Annotated in this window: 32 protein-coding genes; 13 read left to right on the plus strand and 19 right to left on the minus strand. The window is 69.0% G+C overall.

Features of this window, described 5'->3' with window-relative positions; genetic code table 11:
* Window positions 1-59 precede the first annotated feature (59 nt).
* Entirely contained in the window at window positions 60-2,582 is a 2,523-nt protein-coding gene (locus AC1D2H_RS06260; RefSeq protein ID WP_478010305.1) for a putative bifunctional diguanylate cyclase/phosphodiesterase, read from the plus strand.
* A 7-nt stretch (window positions 2,583-2,589) separates the two neighbouring features.
* Here AC1D2H_RS06260 and AC1D2H_RS06265 read toward each other — a convergent pair whose 3' ends face one another.
* On the minus strand, window positions 2,590-3,303 hold the full coding sequence (locus AC1D2H_RS06265) for a hypothetical protein (RefSeq protein ID WP_478010306.1): 714 nt from the start codon (window positions 3,301-3,303) through the stop codon (window positions 2,590-2,592).
* Between the two features lie 181 nt (window positions 3,304-3,484).
* Between AC1D2H_RS06265 and AC1D2H_RS06270 the strand changes: the two genes are divergently transcribed.
* Window positions 3,485-3,688 carry a PEP-CTERM sorting domain-containing protein gene (locus tag AC1D2H_RS06270; RefSeq protein WP_477929034.1) on the plus strand — a complete coding sequence of 68 codons (204 nt, stop codon included), beginning with the start codon at window positions 3,485-3,487 and terminating at the stop codon, window positions 3,686-3,688.
* Between the two features lie 126 nt (window positions 3,689-3,814).
* Here the strand turns inward: AC1D2H_RS06270 and AC1D2H_RS06275 are convergent, their stop codons facing one another.
* The 8 genes from AC1D2H_RS06275 to AC1D2H_RS06310 form a co-directional block, all read right to left on the minus strand.
* On the minus strand, window positions 3,815-5,074 hold the full coding sequence (locus AC1D2H_RS06275; RefSeq protein ID WP_478010307.1) for an RNA polymerase sigma factor: 1,260 nt from the start codon (window positions 5,072-5,074) through the stop codon (window positions 3,815-3,817).
* Window positions 5,075-5,077: 3 nt separating this feature from the next.
* A complete protein-coding gene (locus AC1D2H_RS06280) occupies window positions 5,078-5,569 on the minus strand; it encodes a VOC family protein (RefSeq protein ID WP_477929038.1) in 492 nt (163 codons plus the stop codon).
* Between the two features lie 10 nt (window positions 5,570-5,579).
* Entirely contained in the window at window positions 5,580-5,984 is a 405-nt protein-coding gene (locus tag AC1D2H_RS06285; RefSeq protein ID WP_478010308.1) for a VOC family protein, read from the minus strand.
* 8 nt (window positions 5,985-5,992) lie between these two features.
* Complete coding sequence (locus AC1D2H_RS06290) at window positions 5,993-6,382, minus strand: VOC family protein (RefSeq protein ID WP_478010309.1); 390 nt, start codon at window positions 6,380-6,382, stop codon at window positions 5,993-5,995.
* A gap of 11 nt (window positions 6,383-6,393) precedes the next feature.
* A complete protein-coding gene (locus AC1D2H_RS06295) occupies window positions 6,394-6,837 on the minus strand; it encodes an SRPBCC domain-containing protein (RefSeq protein ID WP_478010310.1) in 444 nt (147 codons plus the stop codon).
* Window positions 6,834-7,373, minus strand: a complete 540-nt coding sequence (locus AC1D2H_RS06300) for an SRPBCC family protein (RefSeq protein ID WP_478010311.1) — start codon at window positions 7,371-7,373, stop codon at window positions 6,834-6,836. The genes AC1D2H_RS06295 and AC1D2H_RS06300 overlap by 4 nt, the downstream gene beginning before the upstream one ends.
* Before the next feature lie 10 nt (window positions 7,374-7,383).
* Window positions 7,384-7,788 (minus strand): YciI family protein, encoded by a 405-nt coding sequence (locus AC1D2H_RS06305; RefSeq protein WP_477929046.1) that lies wholly within the window; start codon window positions 7,786-7,788, stop codon window positions 7,384-7,386.
* Between the two features lie 126 nt (window positions 7,789-7,914).
* Window positions 7,915-8,262: a YciI family protein gene (locus tag AC1D2H_RS06310; protein ID WP_477929048.1), complete on the minus strand. Its 348-nt coding sequence runs from the start codon at window positions 8,260-8,262 to the stop codon at window positions 7,915-7,917.
* A gap of 142 nt (window positions 8,263-8,404) precedes the next feature.
* Between AC1D2H_RS06310 and AC1D2H_RS06315 the strand changes: the two genes are divergently transcribed.
* Window positions 8,405-10,114 (plus strand): ATP-binding protein, encoded by a 1,710-nt coding sequence (locus tag AC1D2H_RS06315; protein ID WP_478010312.1) that lies wholly within the window; start codon window positions 8,405-8,407, stop codon window positions 10,112-10,114.
* Window positions 10,115-10,136: 22 nt separating this feature from the next.
* Here AC1D2H_RS06315 and AC1D2H_RS06320 read toward each other — a convergent pair whose 3' ends face one another.
* From AC1D2H_RS06320 to AC1D2H_RS06335, 4 genes are read right to left on the minus strand one after another with little or no spacing between them, the layout of a single operon-like run.
* Window positions 10,137-10,550 carry a PIN-like domain-containing protein gene (locus AC1D2H_RS06320; protein WP_478010313.1) on the minus strand — a complete coding sequence of 138 codons (414 nt, stop codon included), beginning with the start codon at window positions 10,548-10,550 and terminating at the stop codon, window positions 10,137-10,139.
* Complete coding sequence (locus AC1D2H_RS06325) at window positions 10,547-11,224, minus strand: DUF433 domain-containing protein (protein WP_478010314.1); 678 nt, start codon at window positions 11,222-11,224, stop codon at window positions 10,547-10,549. The genes AC1D2H_RS06320 and AC1D2H_RS06325 overlap by 4 nt, the downstream gene beginning before the upstream one ends.
* Before the next feature lie 58 nt (window positions 11,225-11,282).
* Window positions 11,283-12,773, minus strand: a complete 1,491-nt coding sequence (locus AC1D2H_RS06330) for a hypothetical protein (protein WP_478010315.1) — start codon at window positions 12,771-12,773, stop codon at window positions 11,283-11,285.
* A 6-nt stretch (window positions 12,774-12,779) separates the two neighbouring features.
* A complete protein-coding gene (locus AC1D2H_RS06335; protein ID WP_478010316.1) occupies window positions 12,780-14,063 on the minus strand; it encodes an SPFH domain-containing protein in 1,284 nt (427 codons plus the stop codon).
* A gap of 193 nt (window positions 14,064-14,256) precedes the next feature.
* Here AC1D2H_RS06335 and AC1D2H_RS06340 point away from each other — a divergent pair, with 193 nt between their 5' ends.
* Both AC1D2H_RS06340 and sodC read left to right on the plus strand, forming a co-directional pair.
* Window positions 14,257-14,673, plus strand: a complete 417-nt coding sequence (locus AC1D2H_RS06340) for a DsrE family protein (protein WP_478010317.1) — start codon at window positions 14,257-14,259, stop codon at window positions 14,671-14,673.
* 91 nt (window positions 14,674-14,764) lie between these two features.
* Window positions 14,765-15,286: a superoxide dismutase [Cu-Zn] SodC gene (gene sodC, locus AC1D2H_RS06345; RefSeq protein WP_477929058.1), complete on the plus strand. Its 522-nt coding sequence runs from the start codon at window positions 14,765-14,767 to the stop codon at window positions 15,284-15,286.
* Here sodC and AC1D2H_RS06350 read toward each other — a convergent pair.
* The 3 genes from AC1D2H_RS06350 to AC1D2H_RS06360 all read right to left on the minus strand — a co-directional run bounded on the left by AC1D2H_RS06350 (window position 15,283) and on the right by AC1D2H_RS06360 (window position 16,669).
* Window positions 15,283-15,663 (minus strand): VOC family protein, encoded by a 381-nt coding sequence (locus AC1D2H_RS06350; protein WP_478010318.1) that lies wholly within the window; start codon window positions 15,661-15,663, stop codon window positions 15,283-15,285. The genes sodC and AC1D2H_RS06350 overlap by 4 nt on opposite strands.
* A 91-nt stretch (window positions 15,664-15,754) precedes the next feature.
* Window positions 15,755-16,069, minus strand: coding sequence for an NIPSNAP family protein (locus tag AC1D2H_RS06355; protein ID WP_478010319.1), 315 nt, complete (start codon window positions 16,067-16,069; stop codon window positions 15,755-15,757).
* Window positions 16,070-16,084: 15 nt separating this feature from the next.
* On the minus strand, window positions 16,085-16,669 hold the full coding sequence (locus tag AC1D2H_RS06360; RefSeq protein ID WP_477929063.1) for a DUF1877 family protein: 585 nt from the start codon (window positions 16,667-16,669) through the stop codon (window positions 16,085-16,087).
* 101 nt (window positions 16,670-16,770) lie between these two features.
* Here AC1D2H_RS06360 and AC1D2H_RS06365 point away from each other — a divergent pair, with 101 nt between their 5' ends.
* A complete protein-coding gene (locus tag AC1D2H_RS06365; protein ID WP_478010320.1) occupies window positions 16,771-17,181 on the plus strand; it encodes a DUF1801 domain-containing protein in 411 nt (136 codons plus the stop codon).
* Between the two features lie 12 nt (window positions 17,182-17,193).
* Here AC1D2H_RS06365 and AC1D2H_RS06370 read toward each other — a convergent pair whose 3' ends face one another.
* On the minus strand, window positions 17,194-17,685 hold the full coding sequence (locus AC1D2H_RS06370; protein ID WP_478010321.1) for a hypothetical protein: 492 nt from the start codon (window positions 17,683-17,685) through the stop codon (window positions 17,194-17,196).
* A 311-nt stretch (window positions 17,686-17,996) separates the two neighbouring features.
* Between AC1D2H_RS06370 and AC1D2H_RS06375 the strand changes: the two genes are divergently transcribed.
* Genes AC1D2H_RS06375 through AC1D2H_RS06385 form a run of 3 tightly spaced genes read left to right on the plus strand, consistent with a single transcriptional unit; the run spans window position 17,997 to window position 21,428 of the window.
* Entirely contained in the window at window positions 17,997-18,605 is a 609-nt protein-coding gene (locus AC1D2H_RS06375; RefSeq protein ID WP_478010322.1) for a DUF4261 domain-containing protein, read from the plus strand.
* Window positions 18,606-18,663: 58 nt separating this feature from the next.
* Window positions 18,664-19,368 (plus strand): response regulator transcription factor, encoded by a 705-nt coding sequence (locus tag AC1D2H_RS06380; protein ID WP_478010323.1) that lies wholly within the window; start codon window positions 18,664-18,666, stop codon window positions 19,366-19,368.
* The gene (locus AC1D2H_RS06385) at window positions 19,365-21,428 is read left to right on the plus strand and encodes a sensor histidine kinase (RefSeq protein WP_478010324.1); all 2,064 of its coding nucleotides are present in this window, start codon (window positions 19,365-19,367) and stop codon (window positions 21,426-21,428) included. The genes AC1D2H_RS06380 and AC1D2H_RS06385 overlap by 4 nt, the downstream gene beginning before the upstream one ends.
* Here the strand turns inward: AC1D2H_RS06385 and AC1D2H_RS06390 are convergent.
* On the minus strand, window positions 21,425-21,751 hold the full coding sequence (locus tag AC1D2H_RS06390; protein WP_478010325.1) for a hypothetical protein: 327 nt from the start codon (window positions 21,749-21,751) through the stop codon (window positions 21,425-21,427). The two genes, AC1D2H_RS06385 and AC1D2H_RS06390, sit on opposite strands and share 4 nt — an antisense overlap.
* 97 nt (window positions 21,752-21,848) lie before the next feature.
* Between AC1D2H_RS06390 and AC1D2H_RS06395 the strand changes: the two genes are divergently transcribed.
* From AC1D2H_RS06395 to AC1D2H_RS06410, 4 genes are all read left to right on the plus strand, one after another.
* Window positions 21,849-22,232: a cupin domain-containing protein gene (locus AC1D2H_RS06395; RefSeq protein WP_478010326.1), complete on the plus strand. Its 384-nt coding sequence runs from the start codon at window positions 21,849-21,851 to the stop codon at window positions 22,230-22,232.
* 153 nt (window positions 22,233-22,385) lie between these two features.
* Entirely contained in the window at window positions 22,386-22,766 is a 381-nt protein-coding gene (locus tag AC1D2H_RS06400; RefSeq protein WP_478010327.1) for a RidA family protein, read from the plus strand.
* Window positions 22,767-22,774: 8 nt separating this feature from the next.
* Window positions 22,775-23,134, plus strand: coding sequence for a YkgJ family cysteine cluster protein (locus AC1D2H_RS06405; protein ID WP_478010328.1), 360 nt, complete (start codon window positions 22,775-22,777; stop codon window positions 23,132-23,134).
* Window positions 23,131-24,270 carry an MBL fold metallo-hydrolase gene (locus tag AC1D2H_RS06410; RefSeq protein WP_478010329.1) on the plus strand — a complete coding sequence of 380 codons (1,140 nt, stop codon included), beginning with the start codon at window positions 23,131-23,133 and terminating at the stop codon, window positions 24,268-24,270. The genes AC1D2H_RS06405 and AC1D2H_RS06410 overlap by 4 nt, the downstream gene beginning before the upstream one ends.
* On the opposite strand, the gene AC1D2H_RS06415 is transcribed toward AC1D2H_RS06410, so the two are convergent.
* Window positions 24,267-24,638: a hypothetical protein gene (locus tag AC1D2H_RS06415; protein ID WP_478010330.1), complete on the minus strand. Its 372-nt coding sequence runs from the start codon at window positions 24,636-24,638 to the stop codon at window positions 24,267-24,269. The two genes, AC1D2H_RS06410 and AC1D2H_RS06415, sit on opposite strands and share 4 nt — an antisense overlap.
* Window positions 24,639-24,642: the final 4 nt, after the last annotated feature.

Genomic DNA, 24,642 nt, shown 5'->3' on the forward strand with positions numbered 1-24,642 from the left:
ATTTCTTAGGCATTGCGTCACAACCGCGCGAGCTTGCCCCCGCCTAGGATGGGTTCGCCATGGCCGAGCCCCTGCCCCCTTTCGTCCTGCCTGCTGCGCCCGGCTGGCGACCGCTGGCGGACTTCAGGCGGCTGATCGACGCCGCCTGGAAGGTGCCGGGCGACGCCGCGGAAGCGGCGCGGCTGCGCGGTGATCAATGGCGGGCCGTCGTCGACCAGTTGCCCGCTTCGGTCGTGGCCACGGCCATCGCCATCGGCCTGCTGCTGGTGTCGCTGGACGAACGTGCCGAGCTGGCCCATCTCGGGCCCGCGCTGATCGGACTGGTGGCCCTCAACGGCTTCAATTTCGTGCTGTGGTGGCATGAGCGCCACCAACGCGCGCCCGACGCACCGCCGCGCGGCATCCGGGCCGGGCTGCTGCTGGCCCTGGACCTGTTCATCGGCGGCGTGCTGGACGTGGTGCTGATGCTGCAGGTCGCCCAGCAGGTGCAGCCGAACCTGCACGCCCCCCTGGTCGCCACGGCTGCGGGCGCCATCGCAGCCGCCGCCTGGATGTTCGCGCTGCTGCCCGTCGTGGCCATCGCCTGGGTGCTGGGCGCCTGTGGCACGCTGAGCGTCGGCATCGCGCTGCTGCCCCTGCCCTGGATGAACGGCCTGCTGCCGCTGCTGCCGCTCTACGCCATCGTGCTGTGCATGGCGACCCTGCTGAACGCCCGCCTCTTCCTGCTGGGCCGGCACGCCCAGCACGAGGCCGCGCGCGACCGGCTGACCGTGTCGCTGCTGCTGCGCGACTTCGAACACCATGCCAGCGACTGGCTGTGGGAGCTGGGCCACGACGGCCGGCTGCGCCATGTGTCGCAGCGCATGGCCGAGCGCCTGGGCCGATCGGCACAAGATCTCATCGGCGAGCCGCTGCTGGCGCTGCTGGCCCGCCACCTGCCCGCCAACAACGCCGAGGCCCAGCAGCGCCTGGATCGCCTGGGCGACGCCCTGCTGGGGGCCGAGCCGCTGAGCGATCACGCCCTGCATCTGCAGGTCGGCGGCGAAGACGTCTGGTGGGCGCTGAGCGGGCGGCGACTGGAAGGCGACGGCGGCTGGCGCGGCGTGGGCAGCGACGTCAGCGAGGTGCGTGCGCGCGAGCGCGAACTGCTGCGCCTGACCGACCAGGACACCGTCACCGGCCTGGCCAACCGCCACCAGTTCCACCGCCGCCTGGCCCTGTATCTCGGTGGCGGCGGACCGGTCTCGCCCTGCACGGTGCTGTTGCTCGACCTGGACTGCTTCAAGCAGGTCAACGACAGCCTCGGCCATGCCGCCGGCGACCACCTGCTCGCCGCCGTGGGCGAGCGGCTGCGCGACAGCCTCGCCGCCCGGCGCGGCAACGGCGACCTCGTCGCACGCCTGGGCGCCGACGAATTCGCGGTGCTGCTGCGCGGCGAGCTCAGCCCCGAAGCGACGCAGCGCCTGGGCAAGCAGTTGCGCTCGGCGCTGCGCGTGCCGGTGGCCATCGCCGGCCACGAGATCGATGTGCGTGTCAGCATCGGCGCGGCCTGCGCACCGCGCCACGCCCAGGCGGCCGACCCGCTGCTGCGCGCGGCCGACCTGGCCCTGTTCGCCGCCAAGGCCGCCGGGCGCGACCGCCTCGTGCTCTACGAACCGGCCCTGCAGCAGGAAGCCCAGGACCGCCTCGCGCTGCTGGCCGACCTGCGCCTGGCGCTGGACGAGGGTCAATTGGAGATGCACTACCAGCCGCAGATCGAGCTCGCCACCGGCAAGCTGCTCGGCTTCGAGGCGCTGATGCGCTGGCGCCACCCCACCCGCGGCCTCGTGCCGCCGGCCGTCTTCATCCCGCTGGCCGAAGACAGCGGACTCATCATTGCCATCGGCGCCTGGGCCCTGCTGAGATCCTGCCGCGACGCCGCGCGCTGGCCGGGCGAGTTGCGCGTGGCCGTCAATGTGTCGGCGCTGCAGTTCGAGCGCAGCCCCATCGAGCTGCATGTGCTGGAGGCGCTGGAGCGCAGCGGCCTGCCCGCCGACCGCCTGGAGATCGAGCTGACCGAATCGGCGCTGCTGAAGGACGCCCAGCACGCCATCGACCTGCTGACCCGGCTGCGCGCGCTGGGCGTGCGCATCGCGCTGGACGACTTCGGCACCGGCTTCTCGTCGCTGGCCTATCTGCGCCGCCTGCCGCTGGACCTGCTCAAGATCGACCGCGCCTTCATCGCCGACCTCGACCACCCGCGCGCCGGCCCGACGGCGCGTGCCATCGTCTCGGCCATCCACGAACTCGCCCACGCCCTGGGCCTGCACACGGTGGCCGAAGGCATCGAGACGGCCGAACAGCAGCAGGTGCTGGCCGAGCTGGGCTGCGACCTGGGTCAAGGCTTCCTCTACGCCCAGGCGCTGCCGCGCGATGYCACGCAGGCCTTCGTCGAACTGGCCCACCGCCAGGGCCTGGGTGCCGCCCGCGAGGCCCACCTCGACTCCGTCAACCCGCCGCTGACAGTCTGGCCATCGACACGGCTGCAGCTGCGCAACCTGCTGCAGTTGCCGGATACGCGCTTCAGCGGCGGCGAGTCCTGAACCCGCGTCAGGGCTGACGGTTGCCGCCCGCGATGCGGGCCAGTTCGCCACTGGCCACGGCCGCCTTCATCGCGACCGACAGCCGCTGCGCCAGTGCCTGCTGGCCCGGCGCAACCCAGACATGCAGATTGACGCGCGCCAGCACGCTGCGGTGCAGGGCCACGCCGTTGACCTTGGTCGGCGGGCCGTAGTCGCGCTCGACGTTCAGCAGACAGAGGTCGACGCGCTGCACCGCCACCATGCCCAGGCAGGCCTCGGCGCTGCTCGTGACCTCGACACCGCTGCGGCCGGCCAGCGTCAGCTCGATGGCCTTGATGCCGCGCACATGGGCCACGCTCAAGCTGCCCAGCTCCGCCCAGGAGGTGGGGGCCAGCGCCGGCGAGAGGCTGAAGGCCATGATGGTGGTGCTGAGCAGATGCGGGTCGACACGGATCGCGCCGGGCACGACCTGGCCGAACAGCGGCATGCGCAGCATGTCGGCGTCGTAGAGGCCGGCCGTGAAGCTGGCCAGCGCCCGGCCGACCGGCTCGCGCGCCAACGTGTAGCTCAGGCCGGCATGGCGCATGACCAGCGCGATGGCGGCATCGGCAATCTCGTTGCCGCGTACCGACGCCGCGGGGCTGACGATCAGGCGCACCGGCTCCGCGATGGGCGCCGCGCCGGCCAGGCCGGCCCATGGCAGCAGGCAGGCAGCCCATCGGGCAAGGCAGCGGCGCAACATGGAGCCATCATCCTGCAAGGCCGGTCGCCGCGGCGCAAAGAAACCGCCTTCGTACCTCGGTACCGACACCTCCCCCGATCCAGGGGTTTGCCACCGGTTTGCAGGACAACCCTGGATTGCAACCCAGGGTCGCGGCGCCCAAGCTCTGGGCACCGGAGGGATTCCGGACAAGGAGTGACCCATGAGAACACTGGCTCCCCTCGCGGCCCGCCTGGCCGTCGCTTGCCTCACCCTGGCGCCCCTGCTGGCCGAAGCTCAGGTCGCGCCACCCGGCTGCGGCGCGTCAGGCGCCGCCCCCTGCCCGGTGCCGGAGCCCGCCAGTTGGCCGCTGGTGGCACTCGCCCTCGGCGTGCTGGTCGCGGTGAAGTTCATCAAGCGCAAATAAAGCCACCCGCCGGTCTCGCCACGAGACCGGCCCCCCCGCGGATTCAACCGGAGGTGACGGCGAGCTGCGCGGCTCGGCGCGTTTTGCCGTGGGCGAAGCGTCCGCGCGCAGACGGGGGCGCACCCTTCAATTCGCGAGTCGCCTGGCCCTTGCGGTCAGCAACTCGCGCTGCATGTCGTTGTCCGTCAATTCAGCCGCGCGCAGATAGGCCTCACGTGCCTCGCCGGCGCGGCCCAGGCGCTCCAGCACGTCGGCCTGCGCGCCAGCCAGGAAGGGGTAGCGCTGCAGCTGCGGCTCGGCCGCCAGCGTCTGCAGCAGCGGCCATGCAAGCGCGGGCCCGTCGGCGAAGCTGATGGCCACTGCACGGTTCAGCGCCACGACGGGCGAGGGGTTGAGCGCGAGCAGGCGGTCGTAGCCGCCGACGATGGCGTGCCAGTCGGTGTCCTCGGCCCGCGCCGCGCGCGCATGGCAGGCCGCGATCGCCGCCTGCAGTGAATAGGGGCCGGGCTCGCCCAGGCTCAGTGCGCGCTCGAGGGCGGTCAGGCCGCGGCGGATCAGCAGCTGGTCCCAGCGGCGGCGGTCCTGGTCGGGCAGCAGCACGGGCCGGCCCTGCGCGTCCAGCCGCGCGGGCAGGCGCGAGGCCTGGATCTCCAGCAGCGCGGCCAGGCCGTGCACCTCGGCATCGCCGGGCAGCAGATGCTGCAGCTGGCGCACCAGCCGCAGGGCTTCGTCGCAAAGGGCGGGCCGCAGCAGGCTGGCACCGCTGCCGGCGCTGTGGCCCTCGTTGAAGATCAGGTAGACGACGGCCAGCACGGCGCCCAGGCGCTGCTCGCGCTCCTCGGGACCGGGTAGCTCGTAGGCCTGGCCATTGAGGGCCTTCTTGGCACGCACGATGCGCTGGGCTACCGTGGCCTCGGGCTGCAGGAAGGCACGCGCGATCTCGGCCGTCTCCAGGCCGCCGAGCAGGCGCAGCGTCAACGCCACCTGGGCCTCGCGCGGCAGCACCGGATGGCAGGCGATGAAAATCAGGCGCAGCAGCTCGTCACCGATCTCGGCCTGGTCGCGGGCGGCGTCGAGGTGGTCGACGAAATCGGGCACGACATGGGTGCCGGCGGCTTCATCGTCGGCCGCGAGGTGTTCGTGCTCGCGCTCCAGCATGGCGCGGCGGCGCAGCCGGTCCAGGGCCTTGTTGCGGGTGGCGGTCATCAGCCAGGCGGCAGGGTTGGTGGGCTGGCCGTCGCGCGGCCAGGTCTCCATGGCGGCGATGAGGGCGTCCTGGGCGCAGTCCTCGGCTTCGTCGAGGTCGCGCAGCAGCTTGGCCGCGGCGCCGACGAGGCGGCTGCGCTCGATGCGCCAGACGCCGGCGGCAAGTTCAGCATGGCTCACGGCTCAAGTGCCGTCGTAAGCGCGCTTCAGCGCGGCGAGGTCGATCTTCTGCATCTTCCAGACGGCCTGGAAGACGCGCTGCACGCGGGCCGGATCGGGGTCGCGGACCATGTCGAACCAGGCCGCCGGGATGATCTGCCAGGACAGGCCCCAGGCGTCCTTGACCCAGCCGCATTGCGAGGGCGCGCCGCCGTTGGCGGGCAGTTGCTCCCAAAGCTTGTCGATCTCGGCCTGGTCTTCGCAGACGACGGTCAGCGAGAAGGACTCGTTGAGCTTGAAATAGGAGCCGCCGTTGAAGACCGTCATCCGCACACCGAACAGCTCGAAGTTGACGATCATGACCGTGCCGGCCGCGCCGGGCGCGTTCTCGCCCCAGCGCTGGGTGTCGATGACACGGACCTGGTCGGCGCCGAATACCTTCGAGTAATGCGCCACCGCGTCTTCGGCGCCCTTCTCGAACCAGATGAAGGGTTGGATCTTGTGTTGAATCTGCATGGTGATCTCCTTACTGTTGCGGCGGCATGCCGGTCATGTGGACGAGTTCCCAGTGGTGACCGTCCAGGTCCTCGAAGCTATGGCCGTACATGAAGCCGTGGTCCTGTGCCTCGCTCGGAATGTTGCCGCCGGCGGCCTTGGCCTTGGCAACGAGGGCATCGACTTCCTCGCGGCTTTCGCAGCTGAGGCAGACCCAGCCGGTGGTCGCCGTCTTGGCATCCGGGAAGGCCTTGGGGGTGAAGGTCCGCGCGAAGTCCTCCGCCAGCAGCATGGCGTAGAGGTTTTCGCCCAGCTCCATGCCCGCGCCCTTGTCGTTGGTGAACTGCGGGTTGAAGCGGTAGCCCACGGCCTCGAAGAAGGCCTTGCTCTTGGCCAGGTCCTTGACCGGCATGTTGACGTAGATCTGCTTGTGCATGGCGATGCTCACAAAGGTTGGACGAGGTGGATGAGGTTGCCGCAGCTGTCCTCGAACATGACGGCCTTGATGGGGCCCATGTTGACCGGCTCGCCGCGCACGACGACGCCGCGGTCGCGCAGCTTCTCGGCCTCGGCCTCGACGTCGGTGGTCACGAAGGCAGTGGCGGGGATGTTGGCGTCAAACAGGGCCTTCTGGTAGACCTTGGCCGGCGCAAAGCCCATCGGCTCCAAAGCCAGCTCGACGCCGGCAATGCCATCGGGCGACACCACCGTCAGCCAGCGGTAGGTCGGACCCATCGGGATGTCGGCCATCTTGGTGAAGCCCAGCTTGTCCGTGTAGAAGGCCAGGGCCTTGTCCTGGTCATCGACCATGACGCTGGTGATCTTGATCTGCATGATTTGTCCCTTCAGTGGATGGATTCGGACAGGGCCTTGAGGCGTTGCAGGGCCTGGGGCCAGGTCGTCTGCAGGAAATCGGTGAAGCCGTCGTCCCAGCTCTGCAGGTGCACGACAAGGTGCGTCCCGCCGGCGGGCGTGGCCTGGAAGACATAGCGTTCCCGGGCCGGCTCGCTGTGCAGCGCACTGTCGGCCACGGGTCGGCCGTCCTTGATCTCGCCGACCAGGCGCAGCGACAACTCCTCATGCAGCCGGCTCTCGTCGACAACCGCCTCCATGCCGAAGCCGCGCGGATCCAGGAAGCGCAGCCGGCGGCCCGCGGCCCAGTGGCCTTCGAAGTAGGAACCCTCGGCGAAGGCGCTGGTCCAGTCGCGATAGGCGAGGGGGTCGAACATGCAGTCCCAGACCCGTGCGGCCGGCGCTGCGATGTCGATGCCGAACTGCAAGTCCTTCATGACGTGGCCTCCGCGATCTGGCGCAGGTTCTGCAGGCCATCTTCGAAGTCGCGACCCACCATCCTGTCCATGTTGATGAAGACGCCCATCAACTTGCTGATGAAGTTGGCCGGGCCGTTCATCGTCCAGCGCACCTCGGTGGCGCCGTCGGCGGTGGGTTGCAGCGCGAACTCGGCCTGGTTGTGGGCCTCGAAGGGCTTCACGAAATCCAGCTTCATCTGCACGACGCGGCCGGGCTGCTGGCTGGTGATCTCCAGGCTGCCGCTGCCGACCTCCTTGCTGTCCCAGTCGTAGCGGGAGCCGATGCCGCTCGCGGCGCCGCTGTAGGCGCTCTTGATCAGCGGGTCCTTGCGCTCATAGGGATTCCAGCGGTTGAAGGAACGCAGCTCGCTGATGAGGGGCCAGACCTTGTCAGCCGACGCCGCGATGCGCAGGCGGCGCTCGACACGGAATTCGTCGGGGCGGGTCGAGGCATAGGCCAGCAGCAGGGCGACGGCCACGCCGAGGCAGATGAGGATGATGGACAGGTTGCTCATGTCGCTCTCCTCATTCGCTGCGGATGGCCATGTCGCCGCCCGGGGCGAAGTCGGCGTCCTCGTAGAGGCGACGCACCTCGACCTCGCAGGCCATGCCGACGAAGGGCATGGGGAAGCGGCTCGCCCAGGCCTGGGCCTCCTCGACGGAACGCACCTGGATCAGCGTGTAGCCGGCGATCAGTTCCTTGGTCTCGGCGAAGGGGCCGTCGATGCGCGCCATGCGGCCATCGGCCTCATAGCGCTGGCGCCAGCCGTCACGGCTGGGGCGCAGGCCGGCGCCGTCCAGCAGCACGCCGGCGCGGGCCATTTCCTCGTGGAAGGCGCCCATCTCCTCGAAGAGCTTGGCGTACTCGGGGCCGGGCGGGTCGCCACGCTCGCTGACGGCGGTGGCGCGGACTTGGATCATGAATCGCATGGCAGGTCTCCTGGGTTTGGCGAGGCAGACCGTTCGATTTCGCTGCCTTCATTCCCACGACGATCCTGGCCGACCGGAATCGACAGACTCCGGGAAATTACTTAACCCCCCTAGATCGCAGCCCTTTCACATGTAGCAGGGGCCCACGCCGCGGATCTCTACCGTCGCCCATTCGGCTGCCGGGCAGCGCTCGGCCCAGGCCATGGCGACGGCGGGATCCTCGGTGTCGAGCAGGAAATAGCCGCCCACCATCTCCTTGGCCTCGGCAAACGGCCCGTCCCAGACCTGGGCGCCGCCCTCGCGCTTGGCATAGCGCCGGGCCGCCGAGCCCAGCGAATTGGTGCCCAGCAGCAGGCCGGTCTCCTTGAGCTCGGCGGTGAAGTCCAGCATGCGCTGGTAGACGGCCTCGCCGGCGACGCGGCCACGTTCGGCGCGTTGGCCTATGGGTTCGACGATGAGCAACATCTGGGGCATGGTCGTGTCCGTGGGTCGGTGGCAATGGCCGGCATTCTGGCGCCTGTCGGCCCTCATTTCTGACAGTTGGGTTGTGCGCCCGATTGCGGCACAGTTGGGGACTTAGCGATCTGCATAAGCTCGCAACTCAGCGGAGGCCGAGATGGACGACATGACCCATGTCGCGATATTGCTCGTGAAGGCCACGTCGGAGCTGCCCATCATCGGCGCGGCGGCGGGACGGGCCAAGGTGCTGGGCTACGACCCGCAGGCCCTGCGCGGCATGCCGCTGGGCCTGCTGTGCCCGCTGCGCCAGCCCGATGGTCGGCCGTCGGCGGACACCTTGGGCGAGGTGTTCGCCCAGCTGCAATGCGCCGGCTCGCTGAGCCTGCCCTGGAGCTTCCAGACCCGCGCCGGCGAGAGCCGCCCCCACGAGCTGCACCTGACGCTGACCGAGCGCGATGGTGAGCCGCAGGTCGCCGTCTGCATGGTGGACGTCAGCCGCATGCAGTTCGCCGAGGTGCTGAACCAGTCCAAGAACGAGCTGCTGGAGATGGTGGCCACCGGCCACACGCTGCAGCCCGTGCTGAACCGCCTGACCGCCCTCATCGAATCGCAGTTCGACGGCCTCTACTGCACGGTGCTGCTGCTGGACCTGGACGGCCGCCATGTGCGCGTCGGCGCCGGCCCGCGCATGCCGGCCGACTACATGCAGGCGCTGGAGGGCGCCGAGATCGGCCCGACGGCCGGTTCCTGCGGCACGGCCATGCATGACGACCGCCTCGTCATCGTGGATGACATCGCCACGCACCCGCTGTGGTCGGCCTACAAGGCCCTGGCCCTGCCCTATGGCTTCAAGGCCTGCTGGTCGGCGCCCATCCATGCGGCCAAGGGCGGCGTCATCGGCAGCTTCGCGATGTACTACCGCGAGGTCCGCCGGCCCAGCCCCGAGGAGATCAGTGCGCTGAACACCGCCAGCCATCTGGCCGGCATCGCCATCGACCAGGCCCGCCGCGACGAGGAGAGACGCCGCGCCGCCCAGTGGCTGGAAGAGCAGGTACAGGCCCGCACCGCCGAGCTGCTGGCGACGCAGGACGAGCTCGTCAACAGCCGCAAGCTCGCCGCCCTTGGCCAGCTGCTGGCCGGCATCGCCCACGAGATGAACACGCCGCTGGGCAACGCCCTGCTCAGCGCCAGCGCGCTGCACGCCGGCAGCACGGGCTTTGCCGAGCGCATGGCCGGCGGCGCGCCGCTGAAGCGCCAGGAGCTGGCCGACTGGGTCGCGCAGACGCGCACCGGCACCGAGCTCGTCGAGCAGAACGTCGACCGCGCGCTGCGCCTCGTCAACCGCTTCAAGGAGCTCACCGAAGGCAGCGGCCGCGCGCAACGCTCGCGCTTCGACTTGCGCGGCGCCGTGCAGCAGGCCTGGGGCCGCGTGCTGACCCGACTCGCCGGCGAACGCGCGCAGCTGGCCTGCGAGCTGCCCGACGGCTTCATGCTCGAGGGCTACGCCGAAGTGCTGCAGCAGGTGCTGGAACAACTGCTGGAGAACGCCTGCCGGCACGCCTTCCGCGACCACAGCGGCGGCCAGATCCGCGTCACGGCGCACCGCAGTGGCGACAACCGGCTGACGCTGGAGGTGCGCGACAACGGCGCCGGCATGGCACCGGCCGATCTGGCGCGGGCCTTCGAACCCTTCTTCACGACGACCTTCGGCCAGGGCGGCAGCGGCCTGGGCCTGTTCGTCGCGCACAGCCTGGTCCGCGGCATGCTGGGCGGCAGCCTGGAGCTGGAGAGCCAGCCGGGCCAGGGCACGGTCGCCCGGCTGGAACTGCCGCTGCAGCGCGATGCGGCATTGGCGCTGGCGGCATGAAGGTCCGTGAGCGCAGGCGCACTTACAGCTTGACGACCTTGAACTTTGCCTGGGAGCTGTGGTGCCACGGGATGACGAAGGCGCCACCCTCTGCGATCGAGGCCTGGTTAACCACCTGAGGCCACCATCTGACCAATCGCTCAGCTTGAAGCCAATAGGTCTGCTTACTCCACTGCTGTTCCAGTAAAAAAATCATGTGGCCTGACTGCCTCAAGGCTTCCCTTTCAGCGCCGCCCTGCTTCTTCATGCGATCTAGAGTCAGGACAACCCATGGTCCGTCTTCAGCTAGACCCGCTATCCAAGCTAGATCGCCAACATTGCGCGGAAACATATCCGCAAGATGGATCACTCTTTGGACTTCCGGTCGGACCTTCGACAACTCTCGCATCGCGTGAGCGATATGCGGCGAAAGGTTGTTGTCGAAGAAGAACTTCAAGCTGCCAGCTTGTTCTCGAACCGAACGGCAGCATCAACCTCTTTGGGTGTGATGCCGAATATTCGCGCGACAGCATTGCGATCACGGCCCTCGGCCAAGAAGGCGGCATGAAGGGTGTCGGTGGGAATTCCTGACGCGGCAACAATTGGAGAACCGAACTGGATTTGAGGGTCCAGCACGATCATCTTTTTGTCATCGCCGAGCGGGTACCAGCGGCGAGCACGCTTCCCGTCGTATTCGATGCCTGAATACAGCGAAGGTCGAATGATGTCGGAGAAGACAAGTTGCCGTTTCGGCACATCAAGCATTTCGCCGGCGTCAGTCGACTTCTTGGCTTCTAGAAAAATCGTCTTGCCATCGGTCAGAAATCGCCGGGTCGTAAGCGGGTAGTCCGTTCCGAACTCATTGCGAGCAAAGTCTGCTGTTGCACGTATCAGCTTGAGGCTGACCCCGTGCTTTGCAAAAGCTGCCACCAACCGCAGCTCCAACAAGTCTCTGAAGCCGATCACAGGCTCGTCAAACGCCGTCTGAGCTATTTCCGGCGCCCACAACGGCTGGTAGTCCTGTCCGCGGCGGCGATATCCAAGCAGCCAGCGACGAACAGCGACGGCATCGGCTCCAACAAGCCGAGCCGCTTGCTTAATTGGATAGACGCCGAGGCCAACAAAGCTCATAGGAAGAGTCTCTCATAGCCCCTGTGAACCGACGCGCTCCAAGGTGAATTTGTGCCAGTCACCGCCGGATCGGCGAGGCGCCGCGCCAGGCGGGGTCGCTCCAGCGCTGGAAGGCACCCATCAGCGCGGGCTCAGCAGACTGCCGCTCGGTGGCCAGGTTGGCGAGCGACACGACCTCGAAGCTGCGGCGGTACTTGCCTTCGGCGCGGAACTCGCGGGCCAGCAGCATCTGCGTGCCGCCCGGCACCCAGCCGGCGAACTCGGCCACGCCCAGGCCCGGCTGGGCCGGCGCCGGCGGCATGACCTCGATGCGCCAGCCGCCGTTCTTGCCCGGCTCCTTCAAGAAGACCCACAGCTCGCGCCAGCCATCCAGCGGCTGAGCGGCCACGGCCAGGGCGCGGCCCTCGCGGTTCAGCGAGGCCGAGGCCAGCGCGATCTGGCCATAGCTGCAGCGGCGCGCGACCAGCTTGCCGCCTTCCTTCAGCTCGATGCAACGCTCGCCATCGGCGCCTGGCTGCAGCGCCAGTTGCAGGGCGCCGAAATCGCGCGCCGTGGCGGCCGTACCCAACCAGCGCGCGGCATTCACGCGCATGGCCGCATCGGCGTAGGCGGCCTGATCGTCCTCGGTCAGCTCGGTCGGCGTGACACCGGCGAATTCGGCCAGGGCCGGCACCGCTTCACCGCCCGCGCCACGGCGGGTCTGGGCAAAGGCCAGACTCGCGGCGACCGAGGCACGGCGCATCAGCAGGCGGTTCTTCCAGTGCACCGGCAGCGTGGCGGCATCCACCTGGGCCAGCACCTGCTGGCGCCACTGGTCGCGCGCCTCGGCCTCGCGCGGCGTGGCGCGCGGGTTCAGGCAGTCGGGCCGCGTGATGGCCAGCGCGGCGCGCACGCGCTGCTCGGGCGTGGCGGCCGTGACGAGCATGCGGCGGAAGGCCTCGCCGTCATAGCAGACCTGCACGCGGCCCTCCTCGGCATCGAAGGACTCGAACTTCAGGCCATAGCGCGCCGCCACGTCCATCTGCGCGGCCAGCTGGCCCTCCAGCGGCTTGGCGGCCGGCGTGGAGGCGCGGTCGGCAATGCGCTCAGCAAACGTGCCCATGGCTTCCATCGCCTCGGCGCCGCCAGGGCCGGCCAGCTCGGCCGGCGTGGCCAGCTGCACATAGGCCGCGGCCAGGCCCAGGCCCAGGCCTTCGGTGCCCCATTGCTGGCGTGAAAGTCGAAGTTGGGCAAGGAGTTCGGCGCTGGCGCCGTCACCACGAGGCATCACGAGGATCTGGCCCTTGCGCATCCAGCCGCCGCGCTCGCGGCGGTAGTCCCAGACCTGCCAATGGTCACCGCGCTCGGCGCGAATCTCCAGCGCCTCGCCGCGACCCATCTGGGCCTGCAGCGAGGCCGTGTCGCGCGGCGCACCGCGCAGCGGCGCGTCCTGCACGACGAGGCCGGCGCGCGGGAAGGCGGGCAGTTCGGGCGCAGGCGCGGCCTCCGCCTTGGTCATGACGATGGCGGCCACCGCGGAGGCGACGACGATCAAAGCAAAGCGACGCATGATGGCTTACTCCTTCTCCGTGGCTTCGCCATGGCCTTCAGCGGCGGCGGACTTGGGCTGGGGCGAGGTGCCGCCGAGCAGCGCATTGCCGATGAAGCCTCCCGAGCCGGGCGGCGCGATGATGACCTGCACCTTGTCCGAGAGCTTGTCGGCCATGGCCTTCTGCACCAGCAGCGGGTGCCTGGTCAGCAGGGCGCCCTCGGCCGCCATCTGGCTGGCATTGGCCTTGCCCACCTGGTTCAGGCGGTAGGCCTCGGCATCGGCCAGCTTCTGGCGCGCGGCGGCCTCGGCGTCGATCTCGATGCGGCGCGCCTTGGCCGAGCCTTCGGCCTGCTGGACGCGCGCAGCGCTGTCGGCCTGGGCTTCGAGGGCGCGCTGCTCGATCTGCTTCTGCTTGAAGGGCAGCACATGCTTCATGGCCTCTTCCTGGGCCTTGGCCGCAATGATCTGCTCGCGGCCGGCGGCCTCGGCGGCCGTCTCGCGGCGCACCTTGTCGGCGGCGGCGGTCAGCTCAGTTTCCTTGACCTTCTTGTCGGCGATCTCCAGCGTGTAGCGCATGCGTTCGCTGGCCAGGCTGTCGGCGAGCAGGTTGTCCATGCCGCGGCGGTAGTCGGGCGGCAGGTCCACCGAGCCGATCTGCACGCTCTTCAGCAGGATGCCGTCACTCGCCAGCTTGGCGCGCAGCTCGGCCTCCAGCGCGCTGGCGATCTCGGCACGCTGGCTGGAGAAGATCTCGCGCACCGTGTGCTTGGCGATCTGCTTATAGACGACGGCCTGCACGGCCGGCGCGATGACGTCAGCCTCGATGTTGTCCGGCAGCTTGCGCGACAACTCGGCCAGGCGCTTGTCGTCCACGGCCCAGCGCACATTCATGTCCAGGCCCAGGGACAGGCCTTCGACCGATTGCAGCGGCGCCGGGCCGCCCGCCTTGGCGATGGCCTCGGGGTGGTAGGTCTGGTCGCGCAGCGGGAACAGGCGCACCTCGTGCAGGCCGGGAACGCGCAGCAGGCTGCCTTCACGGAACTCCTGGGTGCCGCCGCTGAACTGGTTGGTGCGCAGTGCCGCCTGGCCGTGGGGAACGGCCTGCAGGGGCGGGTGCATGACGACGGCATAGCCCACGCCCGTCACGGCCGCCAGGATCAGCAGCGGGGGCAGGGCGCGGCGCAGGGGAAACGCGGCGGTGGGCGCAGCGTCGAAATCGGCGTTGGAATGGGCCTCGAAGCCGTGGCTGGCGCCGCGGCCGAATGCGTTGCGGAGGGAAGCGACGAGGGTCTTGAGGCGTTGCAGCATGATGGTGGTTTCCTTGGCTCCTGCATCGCCGAGTGGTTGTTGCGATGCATGGCGGCCATGGTTCCCCGTCATGCGGGAAGGGACGAGAGCGGCGCGGGGTGGCTGTCTTCCGGGAGGGCGGAAGGAATCTTCCGCAGCGACACTGCCATGTGCCGGATTTGGAAAGCCGGCCCCAATGTCCAAGGAGATGGCGATGAGATTCCTCAGACTGATGTTCGCGGCCCTGCTGCTGTCCTTCGCGGCGACGCATGCACTGGCGCAGCAGCGCGTGGTCTATCACTTCGACGATGCCTCGACCCAGGCCTTCAAGGGCCTGCGCAACATCCGCAACCACCTGGATGGAGACCCCGGCGCGCAGATCACCGTCGTGGCCCTGGGCCCCGGCGTCGACATGCTGATGCCGGGCTACAAGGACGCCAACGCCGCCGACTATGCYGCCCAGGTCACAGCCTTGAAGGCCCGCGGCGTGAAGTTCGAGGTCTGCGAAAACACCATGAAGGGCCGCGGGCTGAAGAAGGAGCAGTTCATTCCCGAGGCCGAGTACACGCCGTCCGGCGTCGTCCGCGTCGCCCGGCTGCAGGGCCAGGGCTTCGCCTACATCAAGCCCTGATGCCCACCCTGTACCGACAAACCGGTACGCGTCAGCCAGGCACAAGCTCGCGCATTCACTATCCTGGCCGTCCGACCCCATGGAGCCCGCGATGAAAAGCATCTGTCTCGCCGCCGCCTGCCTGCTCGCCAGCGCCGCGGCCCTGGCCGCCGACGTCACCGTGAACGTCAGCGCCGCCGAGAAGCAGGGCGACGGCGCCGCCCTCGGCACCGTCCGCATCGTCGAGACGCCCTATGGCCTGGCCTTCTATCCCGCACTGAAAGGGCTGCCGCCCGGCCTGCATGGCTTCCACCTCCATGAGAAGCCCTCCTGCGCGCCCGGCGAGAGCAATGGCGCCACGGTGCCGGCCGGCGCTGCTGGCGGCCATCTCGACCCGCTGGGCACCAAGAAGCATGGCGAGCCCTGGGGCGATGGCCATCTGGGCGACCTGCCGCCGCTCTACGCGGCCGCCGACGGCACAGCCACGTCGCCCGTTCTGGGCCCGCGTCTCAAGCTGGCCGACGTGAAGAACCACGCACTGATGGTGCATGCCGGTGGCGACAACCACTCCGACCACCCCATGCCGCTGGGCGGCGGCGGCGCCCGCGTGGCCTGCGGGGTGATCGGCAGCTAGGCCAGGTCCTCGTGGATGCAGAGGTAATTCCCCTCCGGGTCCTTGAACCACGCCGCCTTCTCTGACCCCAGCACGCAGACATGGTCGACCGTCTTGAAGTCCGGGTAGTCGTAGTCCTCGAACACCACGCCCGCCCGCTTCAACTCGGCGATGCTGGCCGCGATGTCGTCCACCTTGAAGCTGATGGCCGTGTGGTCGGCCTTGGTGCCCCCGGGCTTGGGGAAGAGGGCCAGCGTGCTGCCGGCCACGTTGTAGACGAATTTGCCATCCGGCTTCAGGCCACCAGGCACCAGCCCCAGGCAGCCCTCGTAGAAGGCCCGGGCCCGGGCCATGTCGGCCACGGGCAGCATCGTCGTGACGGGAGCGCTGTTCAGCATATGCAGTCCTTTCGCTCGTGCCGGCTTGGCCGCGCATCGAGCATAGGACGGTCGCTCAGCGGGCGCCACCGCCGATCAATGATCGGGAAGCCTAGGCATCGCCCGCCAGCACGGGCCTGAAGAAGCTGCGCTCATAGCTCAGGAAGCACTGCGTCTCCTTCGCATAGGCGAAGGCGGCCTGGCATTCCGAGTCTTGCAGCGAGCGCTGGCGGTAGTCCTCATAGGCCGCCAGCGACGGGAAGGAGAACAGGGCCAGGGCGATGTTGTTGGCGCCCTCGGACGGCAGGAAATAGCCGTGATGGGTGCCACCGAACTTCGCCACCAGCGGCAGCCAGAGCTTGCCGTAGTGCTCGAACTCTTGCAGCTTGTTGGGGTCGATGACGTAGCGCAGATAGCAGGTGATCACGGGGAGGGTCTTGCTCTAGGTGTACTGAAGGAGGGCAGCCTGCCTGCGAGCGGCGCAATGTTGGATGAACTGCCTGAAGTCGCGATAGTTTTCCAGCAGATAGGACTCGGCCTCTTCGTCCTGCCGCTTCCACAGCGCTTCCAGATAGACGCCCTTGAAGTCCGCGGTCCGGAACGCCTTCAACAGCGTGTCCTCGTCCAGCGATTCGATGGCTGCTGCGCATTTCGCGATGGTGTCGGGCCTGACATGGAGCGCGGGGCCATAACCCACTTCGAAAGTGCCGACCTTGCCGTCACCCTCGAAGAAATTCGGCGCACCTGGTGCGCAAAGCGCGATGCAGTGCCTGAGTCCGTCCCAGGCCTTGTCGACATCGAGCTCCCTGCGCTCCGCGTCCGCGAGGCTGAGCGTGCTCGGCGCCCGTGGAGGTTTCGCCTTGCCCAGCAGCCGCAGCAGCCACGAGGTCCGGTTGTCGGCGGCCAGTTGCTCGAGATAGCTCGAGTCATCTTCGGCTTCGAGCACACGCCAAGCGAGCGCGGGCTCGGCGAGGACCGCGTCCAGATGGGATGCGCTGACAGAGTAGGCGATGAGGCAGATGCCCATGGCTCCAGGTGGGAGTGGTGAGCGGGCGACTATGCCGGCAAACCGTCGCTCGTGGCCAGACCTGAGAATCCCCGCCAACCACCGCCACTTTGGCAGGCCCCATGCCCAAACTGACCGCCGCCGACACCCCGCAAGCCGTCGACCAGTTCATGGCGACCCTCGACCATCCCTTCAAGGCCGAGATCGAGACGCTGCGCCGGGCCATGCTCGCCGTCGACCCGTCCGTCGCCGAAGGCATCAAGTGGAATGCGCCGAGCTGGCGCACGACCGACTACTTCGCCACGACGCATCTGCGCAGCAAGAGCGGCCTCGGGCTGATCCTGCACCTGGGCGCCAAGGTGCGCGCCCTGCCTGATGAAGGCGAGGGCGGCCTCGACGTTCCCGACCCCGCCGGCCTGCTGAAGTGGCTGGGCAAGGACCGCGCGCAGGTCGAGTTCAGCTCGGCCGCCGACTTCACCGCCAAGCTGCCCGCGCTGCAGGCCTTGCTGCGGGCGTGGATAGCCCAGGTCTGATCACCCCCGGGGTCAGGACGGCTTGCCGGCCTTGGCCTTGGCCGCGGCGGCGCGTTCCTTTTCGATCGCCCGTATGTCCGAGATGCGATAGACCATGCCGGCGCAGCGCTTGTTGTGCGCATAGGTGCGTGCATGGAAATCGTCGACGGTGGCTTGTTGCTCCGTCGCTTCGCGATTGATGGGCTCGACGCGCGCGTTCAGCGCATCCATCTGCTCGTTGTAGGCGTTGACGGCCTTTTCGTCCGATCCATCGACCGTCTTCTGCAACGCGACATGCGCTTGCACCTCATCCTGGAACTGCTTCAAGACCGCCTTGTGCCTGTCGGCCTTCTTCTGCAGCGACGCCTGCTCGAGTTTGAGCTTGTCCTCGCCGTCCATGCACTGTCGCAGGTCGTCCTTGCTGCCGTAGCGCGGCCCGGAGGTCGCCTGGGCCTGGGCTGCTGCGGCCATGGCCGCCAGAAACGTGAACAGGGCCAGCGTGCGGGCGCGAGCGACGAAATGCATGGGAAGGGTCCGTGGTCTGCCAGGTTTTGAGGCCGCGACTATGCCAACGAAACATCGGTGAAAACTGCCGCGCCACGCGCCGGCGCCCCGGGGTTAGCCCTGGCTGGCCATCGCTGCGGCCCGTGCCGGTTGACAGCCAGTCGCCACTCCGGGACAAACCCGCCATCGACGAGCCCGCTCATCTCATGCCCGAAAACACAAGCGCTCCCCTGACCGTCCTTTGCATCCCCGGCCCCTGGGAGTCCCGCTCGGATTTGGTCCAGGCCATTGCCCGCGGCGGCAGCGGCTATATCTTCGCGGGTCAGGTCCTCATGAACATGCAAACCAAGCAGACCTGCGAGCTGGACTTCCAGGCCCGGGACGATCGGATGGCGGCGGCCTTTCGCGCGGCGGGGCCCCATTGGGTGGGCACGCCCGAGATGCAGCGCATCGCCGATCACAGCGCCGTGGCCTATCTGGTGGTCGACGGGGGCGTCGCGATGACGGCCGAGGCGCTGATGCAAGCCGCCGACGCGTTGCTGGAAGCCGGCGGTCTGGGCGTCAAGGTGGAGAGCAGCGGCGTGGCGCACCCACCGGCCGACTGGCGGGAGCTGTGCGCCCATCTGCATCTTTTCAGTGCCCACCGCGCCTATGTGCTCTACGTCACCGGGCCCCAGGTGTATTCCTGCGGCATGCACAACCTGGGCCTGCGTGACGCCATCGTCGACAACGACGGCGACACGGCCGAAGCGGTCGAGCTGCTGCGCGCCTTCACCCGCTATCTGTTCACCGAGTCGCCCACCATCCGCGCGGGGCAGACCTTTGGCGCGGCACAGGATGCGCCCGTCTACCGGCTGCTGGACGATCCCGGCCCGGGCTACGAAGACGACTCGCTGTACGCCAACCCCTTCGGCTTCTGGCGCCTGGTGCGGGCCGCCTGAGGCTGGGCGGAAGAATCCTTCCGCGGCGCCTCGGGCGCCACTCCAGATAATCCCCGCCATGCCCCGCATCGCCGTCATCGAAGACGACCCCACCACCAGCGAACAGCTGGCCGGCTGGATTCGTGCCGCCCGCCCCGAGCTGACCGTCGACCAATGGTTGGACCGCGACGCCGCCGAAGCCGCCCTGCTGCGCGAACGCTATGACCTCGTCGTGCTCGACATCGAACTGGGCCGCGAGCGCAATGCCGGCGTCGCGCTGATCAACGAGATCAACAAGCAGGGCCTGGGCACGCCGGTGCTGGTGGTGTCGGCCATGCCGGCGGCCATCTACCGCAGCATCATGAAGGCGCTGGACGCCTGGGACTATCTGCAGAAGACGACCTTCGACGAGGCCGAGTTCATCGAGACCTTCCTGGACATCCTGCGCACGGCGCGGCTGCGTGAGCCGGCGCCGAAGCCGGCCACGAAGGCCGGCGACGAAAGCCTGCAGCTCGACCCGCTGAAGCAGCGCACGCCGATGTGGCGCGGCCAGCGCATCAACCTGCCGCTGACGGCCCAGCGCATCCTCGCGACGCTGCATGCGCGCGCCGGCGAGGTGGTCAGCTACGAGGAACTGTTCGACGTGGTGAAGAGCGGCCGCAACCGCGACAACGTGCGCAAGCATGTGGCGACCATCCGCGATGCGTTCAGGGACGTGGACCCGACGTTTGACGGCATCGAGAACATCCCGATGCGGGGCTTTCGCTGGACCAGCGGCGGATGAGGCTCGGCCGGGTTGATTTCCCGCTGCCCGACATGCCGCGCCTGGGGCTGGCGGCGTTCCGCAACCGCATCGTCTTCCACCTCGTCTTCATCGCCCTGGCCCTGGCCACGCTGGCGCTGGCCGTCGCGCTGCTGAACGAGGAACGCCAGCGCAACGCCCAGCGCTATGAGCAGACCTTCGCCAAGTCGCTGGCCGAGGTCGTCGCGCAGCTGCGCCACCCGTCGGGCCAGCTGGCGCTGATGAACCCCGAGCCGGCGCAGCTCGAAGCCGGGTGGGTGGCGCCCCTGGTGCTGCCCTTTGCCGCCATCGACTTCGACGACGCGACCAAGGCGCAGCGCGCCGTCGACATGGCCGGCTGCGCGCTGCAATACCCGGGCGGCGCCAGCCTGTGCACTGCCGTGGGCAGCAATGCCTATGCGGGCGGCTTCGTCTACCTCGTGGCCGGCCTGGACGCGCCGCCGCTGGTCTCGCGCGAGCGCGGCGCGCTGGACCTGGCCGACGTGCACCGCGTGCGCATCAGCCTGCAGCGCGATGGCGTCGAGCAGCATTGGCTGGCGCCCGTCGAGATGCTGGACGCCCAGCGCGGCCAGCTGCCCGGCTTCGCCGTACAGGCCGCCGACAACACGACGACGCTGCCGCACAAGGCCCGCCCGCAGCGCGACTTCCGCGGCTGGGTGTGGCGCGAAGGCCCCTGCCTCAGCACCGCCGAGCCCTGCCCGCGCCGCACGACCGTGTCCATCCGCCTGCCGGTGGAGGCCTTTCGCGAAGCCCTTTTCCGCCCCGGCGGCCCGCAGTGGCCACCTGCCGACCTGTCCCGCACCGGCCTGCGCCTGGCCCTGCTCGGCCCGGGCGACGCCACGCTGTTCGACAGCGCGGCATCGGAGGGCCAGGCACCGCTGACGCTGGCGCGACTGTCGGGCACGCTGTCGCCCGGCGAGACGCTGAAGATCCTGCGTGGCAACAACGTCGTCGCGCTGCTGCAGGGCGCCGAAGAGACCGGCACGCCGCCCTCGCCCTGGTTGACGGCGCTGATCCAGCACCTGCCCTCGCCGGCCACGCCGCGCACGCTGCAGGCCAAGGACAGCGTGACGACACCGGCCGGCCGCTTCGACGTCACGCTGACCGGTGATCTGCAAGGCCTGGACCGGTCCCTGAGCGCCAGCGCCGCCCGCCTGGCCTGGCCGGTGGGCGCCATGCTGGGATCCATAGCGCTGGCCTGGCTCATCATCGAGATGGGCCTGATCCGCCGCGTCGCGACGCTGACGAAACGCGCCGCGGCGCTGTCCCACCAACTGCAGTCGCCGGAGCGCTTCGAGCTCGGCACGCTGGACGTGGCCGACCTGCGCGGCCGCGACGAACTGGGCATCCTGGCCGGCAGCCTGTCTGACCTGCTGCAGCATGCCCGCGACAGCCTGCGCCGCGAGCAGCTGCGTGCCGAGCGCGAGCACGACCAATGGCATGCCGTGGGCCACGAGATCATGTCGCCGCTGCAGTCATTGATGCTGCTGCACGCGGGCGACACCGACCCGAGCCGGCGCTATGTGCAGCGCATGCAGCAGGCCGTCAAGGTGCTCTATGGCCAGGCCTCACCGAGCGAGGCCCTGGCCGCCGCGACGCTGGCCGTGGGGCGGCTGGACCTGGACGCCTTCCTGCGCCAGGTGGCGGAGAACGCGGCCTATGCCGGCATCGCCAACGTGAGCTACGCGCCGGGCGAGCCCGTCTGGGTGCAGGCCGACGAATACCCGCTGGAAGACGTCATCACCCATGTGCTGAGCAACGCCGACCGCTACCGCGTGCCGGGCACCGCGATCACGCTGGCGCTGCGCGTTGAGGGCGAGCTGGCCGCCGTCAACATCCACAACCAGGGCCCACAGATCGCTGACGACCAACTCGCGCGCATCTTCGACTACGGCGTCAGCGACGCCGAGCCGGAGAACGGTCAGCGGCGCGGCCAAGGCCTGTTCGTCGCCAAGACCTATCTGGCCAAGATGGGCGGCAGCATCGCGGCGCGCAATGTGGATGACGGCGTGGTGTTCGAGATCGGGCTGCGCCGCTCCTAGTTCGCCTTCTTCATCCGCCCCAGCAGCTCGCGCGTCGTCAGCTCCGACGTCAACGACACCTCCAGCGGCACCCGGCACAGACCGGCATGGGCGTATTGCAGGTTCTCGTAGACCTCGGCAGCCGCCGGGAAATGGTCGAGCAGGCCGGACAACATCTCGTGGCCCTGGTGCTCGCTCAGCTCCGCGCTGAGCTTTGTGACCAGCAGCTGGTACTGGTGCGGGTCCGCGGCATGGCCCAGACCCTCCAAGGATTGCAGCAACTGCGCCAGGCGCACGAGGACCAGCAGTTCGGCAGGGACGGCAAGCTTGATGACGGAAGGCATGGAACGCAGATGCCGCCGCCGGTCGACATTTCAAGCGGCTCGGTTGCGGCATGTTGCACACCGGCCCCGCACAATCGGCGCCAGGAGGCCCTTTCACATGAAGTTCCTGCCCGACGAAACCTATGCCCTGCTCAGCGCCACCGGCGCCATCCACCAGGAGGTCGGCGGCCGCGAGTTCTGGAGTCAGTCGCAGGAGGCCCTGGACGCCATGGGCAAGGACTGGCTGGTGTCGGAATTCCTCTGCGACGCCGACTGGGGCAGCTGGGAGATGCACCCCAACGGCGAGGAGTTCGTCTACCTGCTGGATGGCGACATCGAGTTCCTGATGGAGACGAGCGAAGGCGTCGCCACCGCCCAGCGCATCACCGACCGCGGCGCCGTCGTCGTGCCGCGCGGCGTCTGGCACACGGCCAAGGTGCTCCGGCCCAGCCGCATGTTCTTCATCACGATGGGTGCCGGCACGCGCCATCAGCCGGTCTGAAATGGAGCCCCTCGTCCAAGGCGTACCTTGGTCGGTCCCCCGAGGGGACGGCGATGCTTGCAGCATTGAGCCGCAAGCACATCGCCATGGCGGGCCGGATAGGGAGCGGCCCGGCGCTCGGCCCGAAAGAATGGCAATTAAAGAGGAGATGGCATGCCCCGCGACATCGTCTACACCCCCAAGGCCGCCAAGCCGCCGCCGACCTACAGCCAGGCCGTCAAGGCCGCCGGCCTGGTCTTCGTGTCCGGCACGGCGCCGACGGACCCCGAGACCGGCCAGTTCGTCGGCACAACGGTGCAGGAGCAGACACGCCAGTGCCTGACCAACATCGCCGCCATCCTGGAGGCCGCGGGCAGCGCCATGGACAGGATCGTCAGCGTGACCATCGTGCTGGCCGACGAGGACGACTTCGCCGGCATGAACGAGGAATACCTGCGCTGGTTCCCGGTCGATCCACCGGCTCGCCAGGGGGCCAAGTTGCCGGCGCGCGTCCCGGGGCTGAAGGTGTCCATCGCGGCGATTGCCGAGGCCTGAGACGCCGCATGGACGGCGAGCTCGACTGCCAACGCTGCGGCGCCTGCTGCGCCGTCTTCCGCGTGTCCTTCTACTGGGCCGAGGCCGACGACGCGCCGGGCGGCACGGTGCCCGTGGCGCTGACGCGGCCGGTGGGCTCTCTGCATCGCTGCATGCTCGGCACCGAGACGCGGCCCGTTCGCTGCATTGCACTGCAAGGCGAGGTGGGCGATGCGGTGTCCTGCGGCATCTATGCCCAGCGCTCCAGCACCTGCCGCGGCGTGCAGCCCGGCGACAGCCAATGCCTGAAGGCGCGTGCCGCCCACGGCCTTGAAAGCCCACGCCACGCCGCCATCTCGGCAGATTCGCCCCAACACTCCCTGCCATGAAGTCACTCGGCAAACGCGCCACCGGCCTCCGTCTCGAACGCATGCGGGGCTCGCCGCAATACCTGGTGACGGATACGGGCGAGGGCTTTCGCAACGTCCACCCCATCCAGCCGGGGCTGCGTGACCGCAGCGAGAGGCCGTCGCTGGGCGACTTCCTCTGCTCCGAGGGCCGCCGCACGCCGGCCGGCCCCCTGCCCGCGCACAACCCGCTGGACGCCTGGCTCAAGCCCACCGACACCGGCCTGCGTGCCACCTGGCTGGGCCACTCTACGGTGATGATCGAGATCGATGGTTTTCGCGTGCTGACCGACCCCGTCTGGGGCAAGCGCGCCTCGCCGTCGCAGCTGGCCGGCCCCAAGCGCTTCCAGCCCGTGCCGCTGGCGCTCAAGGCCGTGCCCAGGCTCGACGCCGTCGTCATCTCCCACGACCACTACGACCACCTGGACATGGCCACGGTCAAGGAGCTGGTGAAGCTGCAGGACGTGCCCTTCATCACCTCGCTCGGCGTCGGCGCCCACCTGGAAGCCTGGGGCATCCCGGCCGAGCGCATCGTCGAGCTGGACTGGTGGGAACACTGGCAGGCACCCCAGGGCGAGCTGCGCATCCATGCCGCGCCTTCGCAGCACTTCTCGGGCCGGTCGCTGAACGACCGCAACGCGACGCTGTGGTCGTCCATCGTCATCGAGACGCCAAAACACCGCGTCTTCTTCAGCGGCGACACCGGCCTGACGAGCGAATACGCCGCCATCCGCGAGCGCTTCGGCGCCTTCGACCTCGTCATGCTCGAGGTCGGCGCCTTCCACCCCTCCTGGGGCGACATCCACCTCGGGCCCGAGAACGCGCTGAAGGCTTACCAGCTGCTGGGCGGCGGTGCCTTCCTGCCAGTGCACTGGGGCACCTTCTCGCTGGCCTTGCATGATTGGGATGCACCGGCCGAGACCCTGCTCGAACTCGGCCCCAGGCAGGGCGCCCAGCTGCTGATGCCCCGCCTGGGCGAGGCCGTGGAGCCGGCCAAGGGCGAGCCGGCCAGGCCCTGGTGGCGCGAGGCCGAGGCACCCGGCCACAAGACCCTCAAGCCCGCCGAGCCCGACGAGCCCAGCAAGATGCCCAAGGCCATGCCCTGGCCGCTTGACTAATTCGAGGACGAGCCCGAGGCCGGCGCGCTGCCGCTGCCCTGGATCTTGTCTGAGGTCTTGCGCACCGCGTTGTTGGTCGCGTCGGCGCCTTTCTTGACGCCGCTGGCCGCCGCATCCACGCCCTTGGACACCCCGCGGGCCGTGGCGCTGGCGCCGCGTTCGATGCCGCGCACCGTCGCCTTGGCACCGCGCTCGATGCCGCTCGCCGCCGCATGCACGCCGCGGGCGACACCGCTGGCCGCCGCCTGGGCGCCGCGCGCCACGGCGCCTTCGATCTTGTCGATCGTCGAGGGGGCCTCGTCAGCCGCCATCGTGGAGGTGGCGATCAGCAGGCCGGCAAGAGCCAGCGCGGTGGGCATGCGTTTCACGAGT

The sequence above is a fragment of the Roseateles sp. P1_C1_2 genome (genome assembly GCF_056406535.1).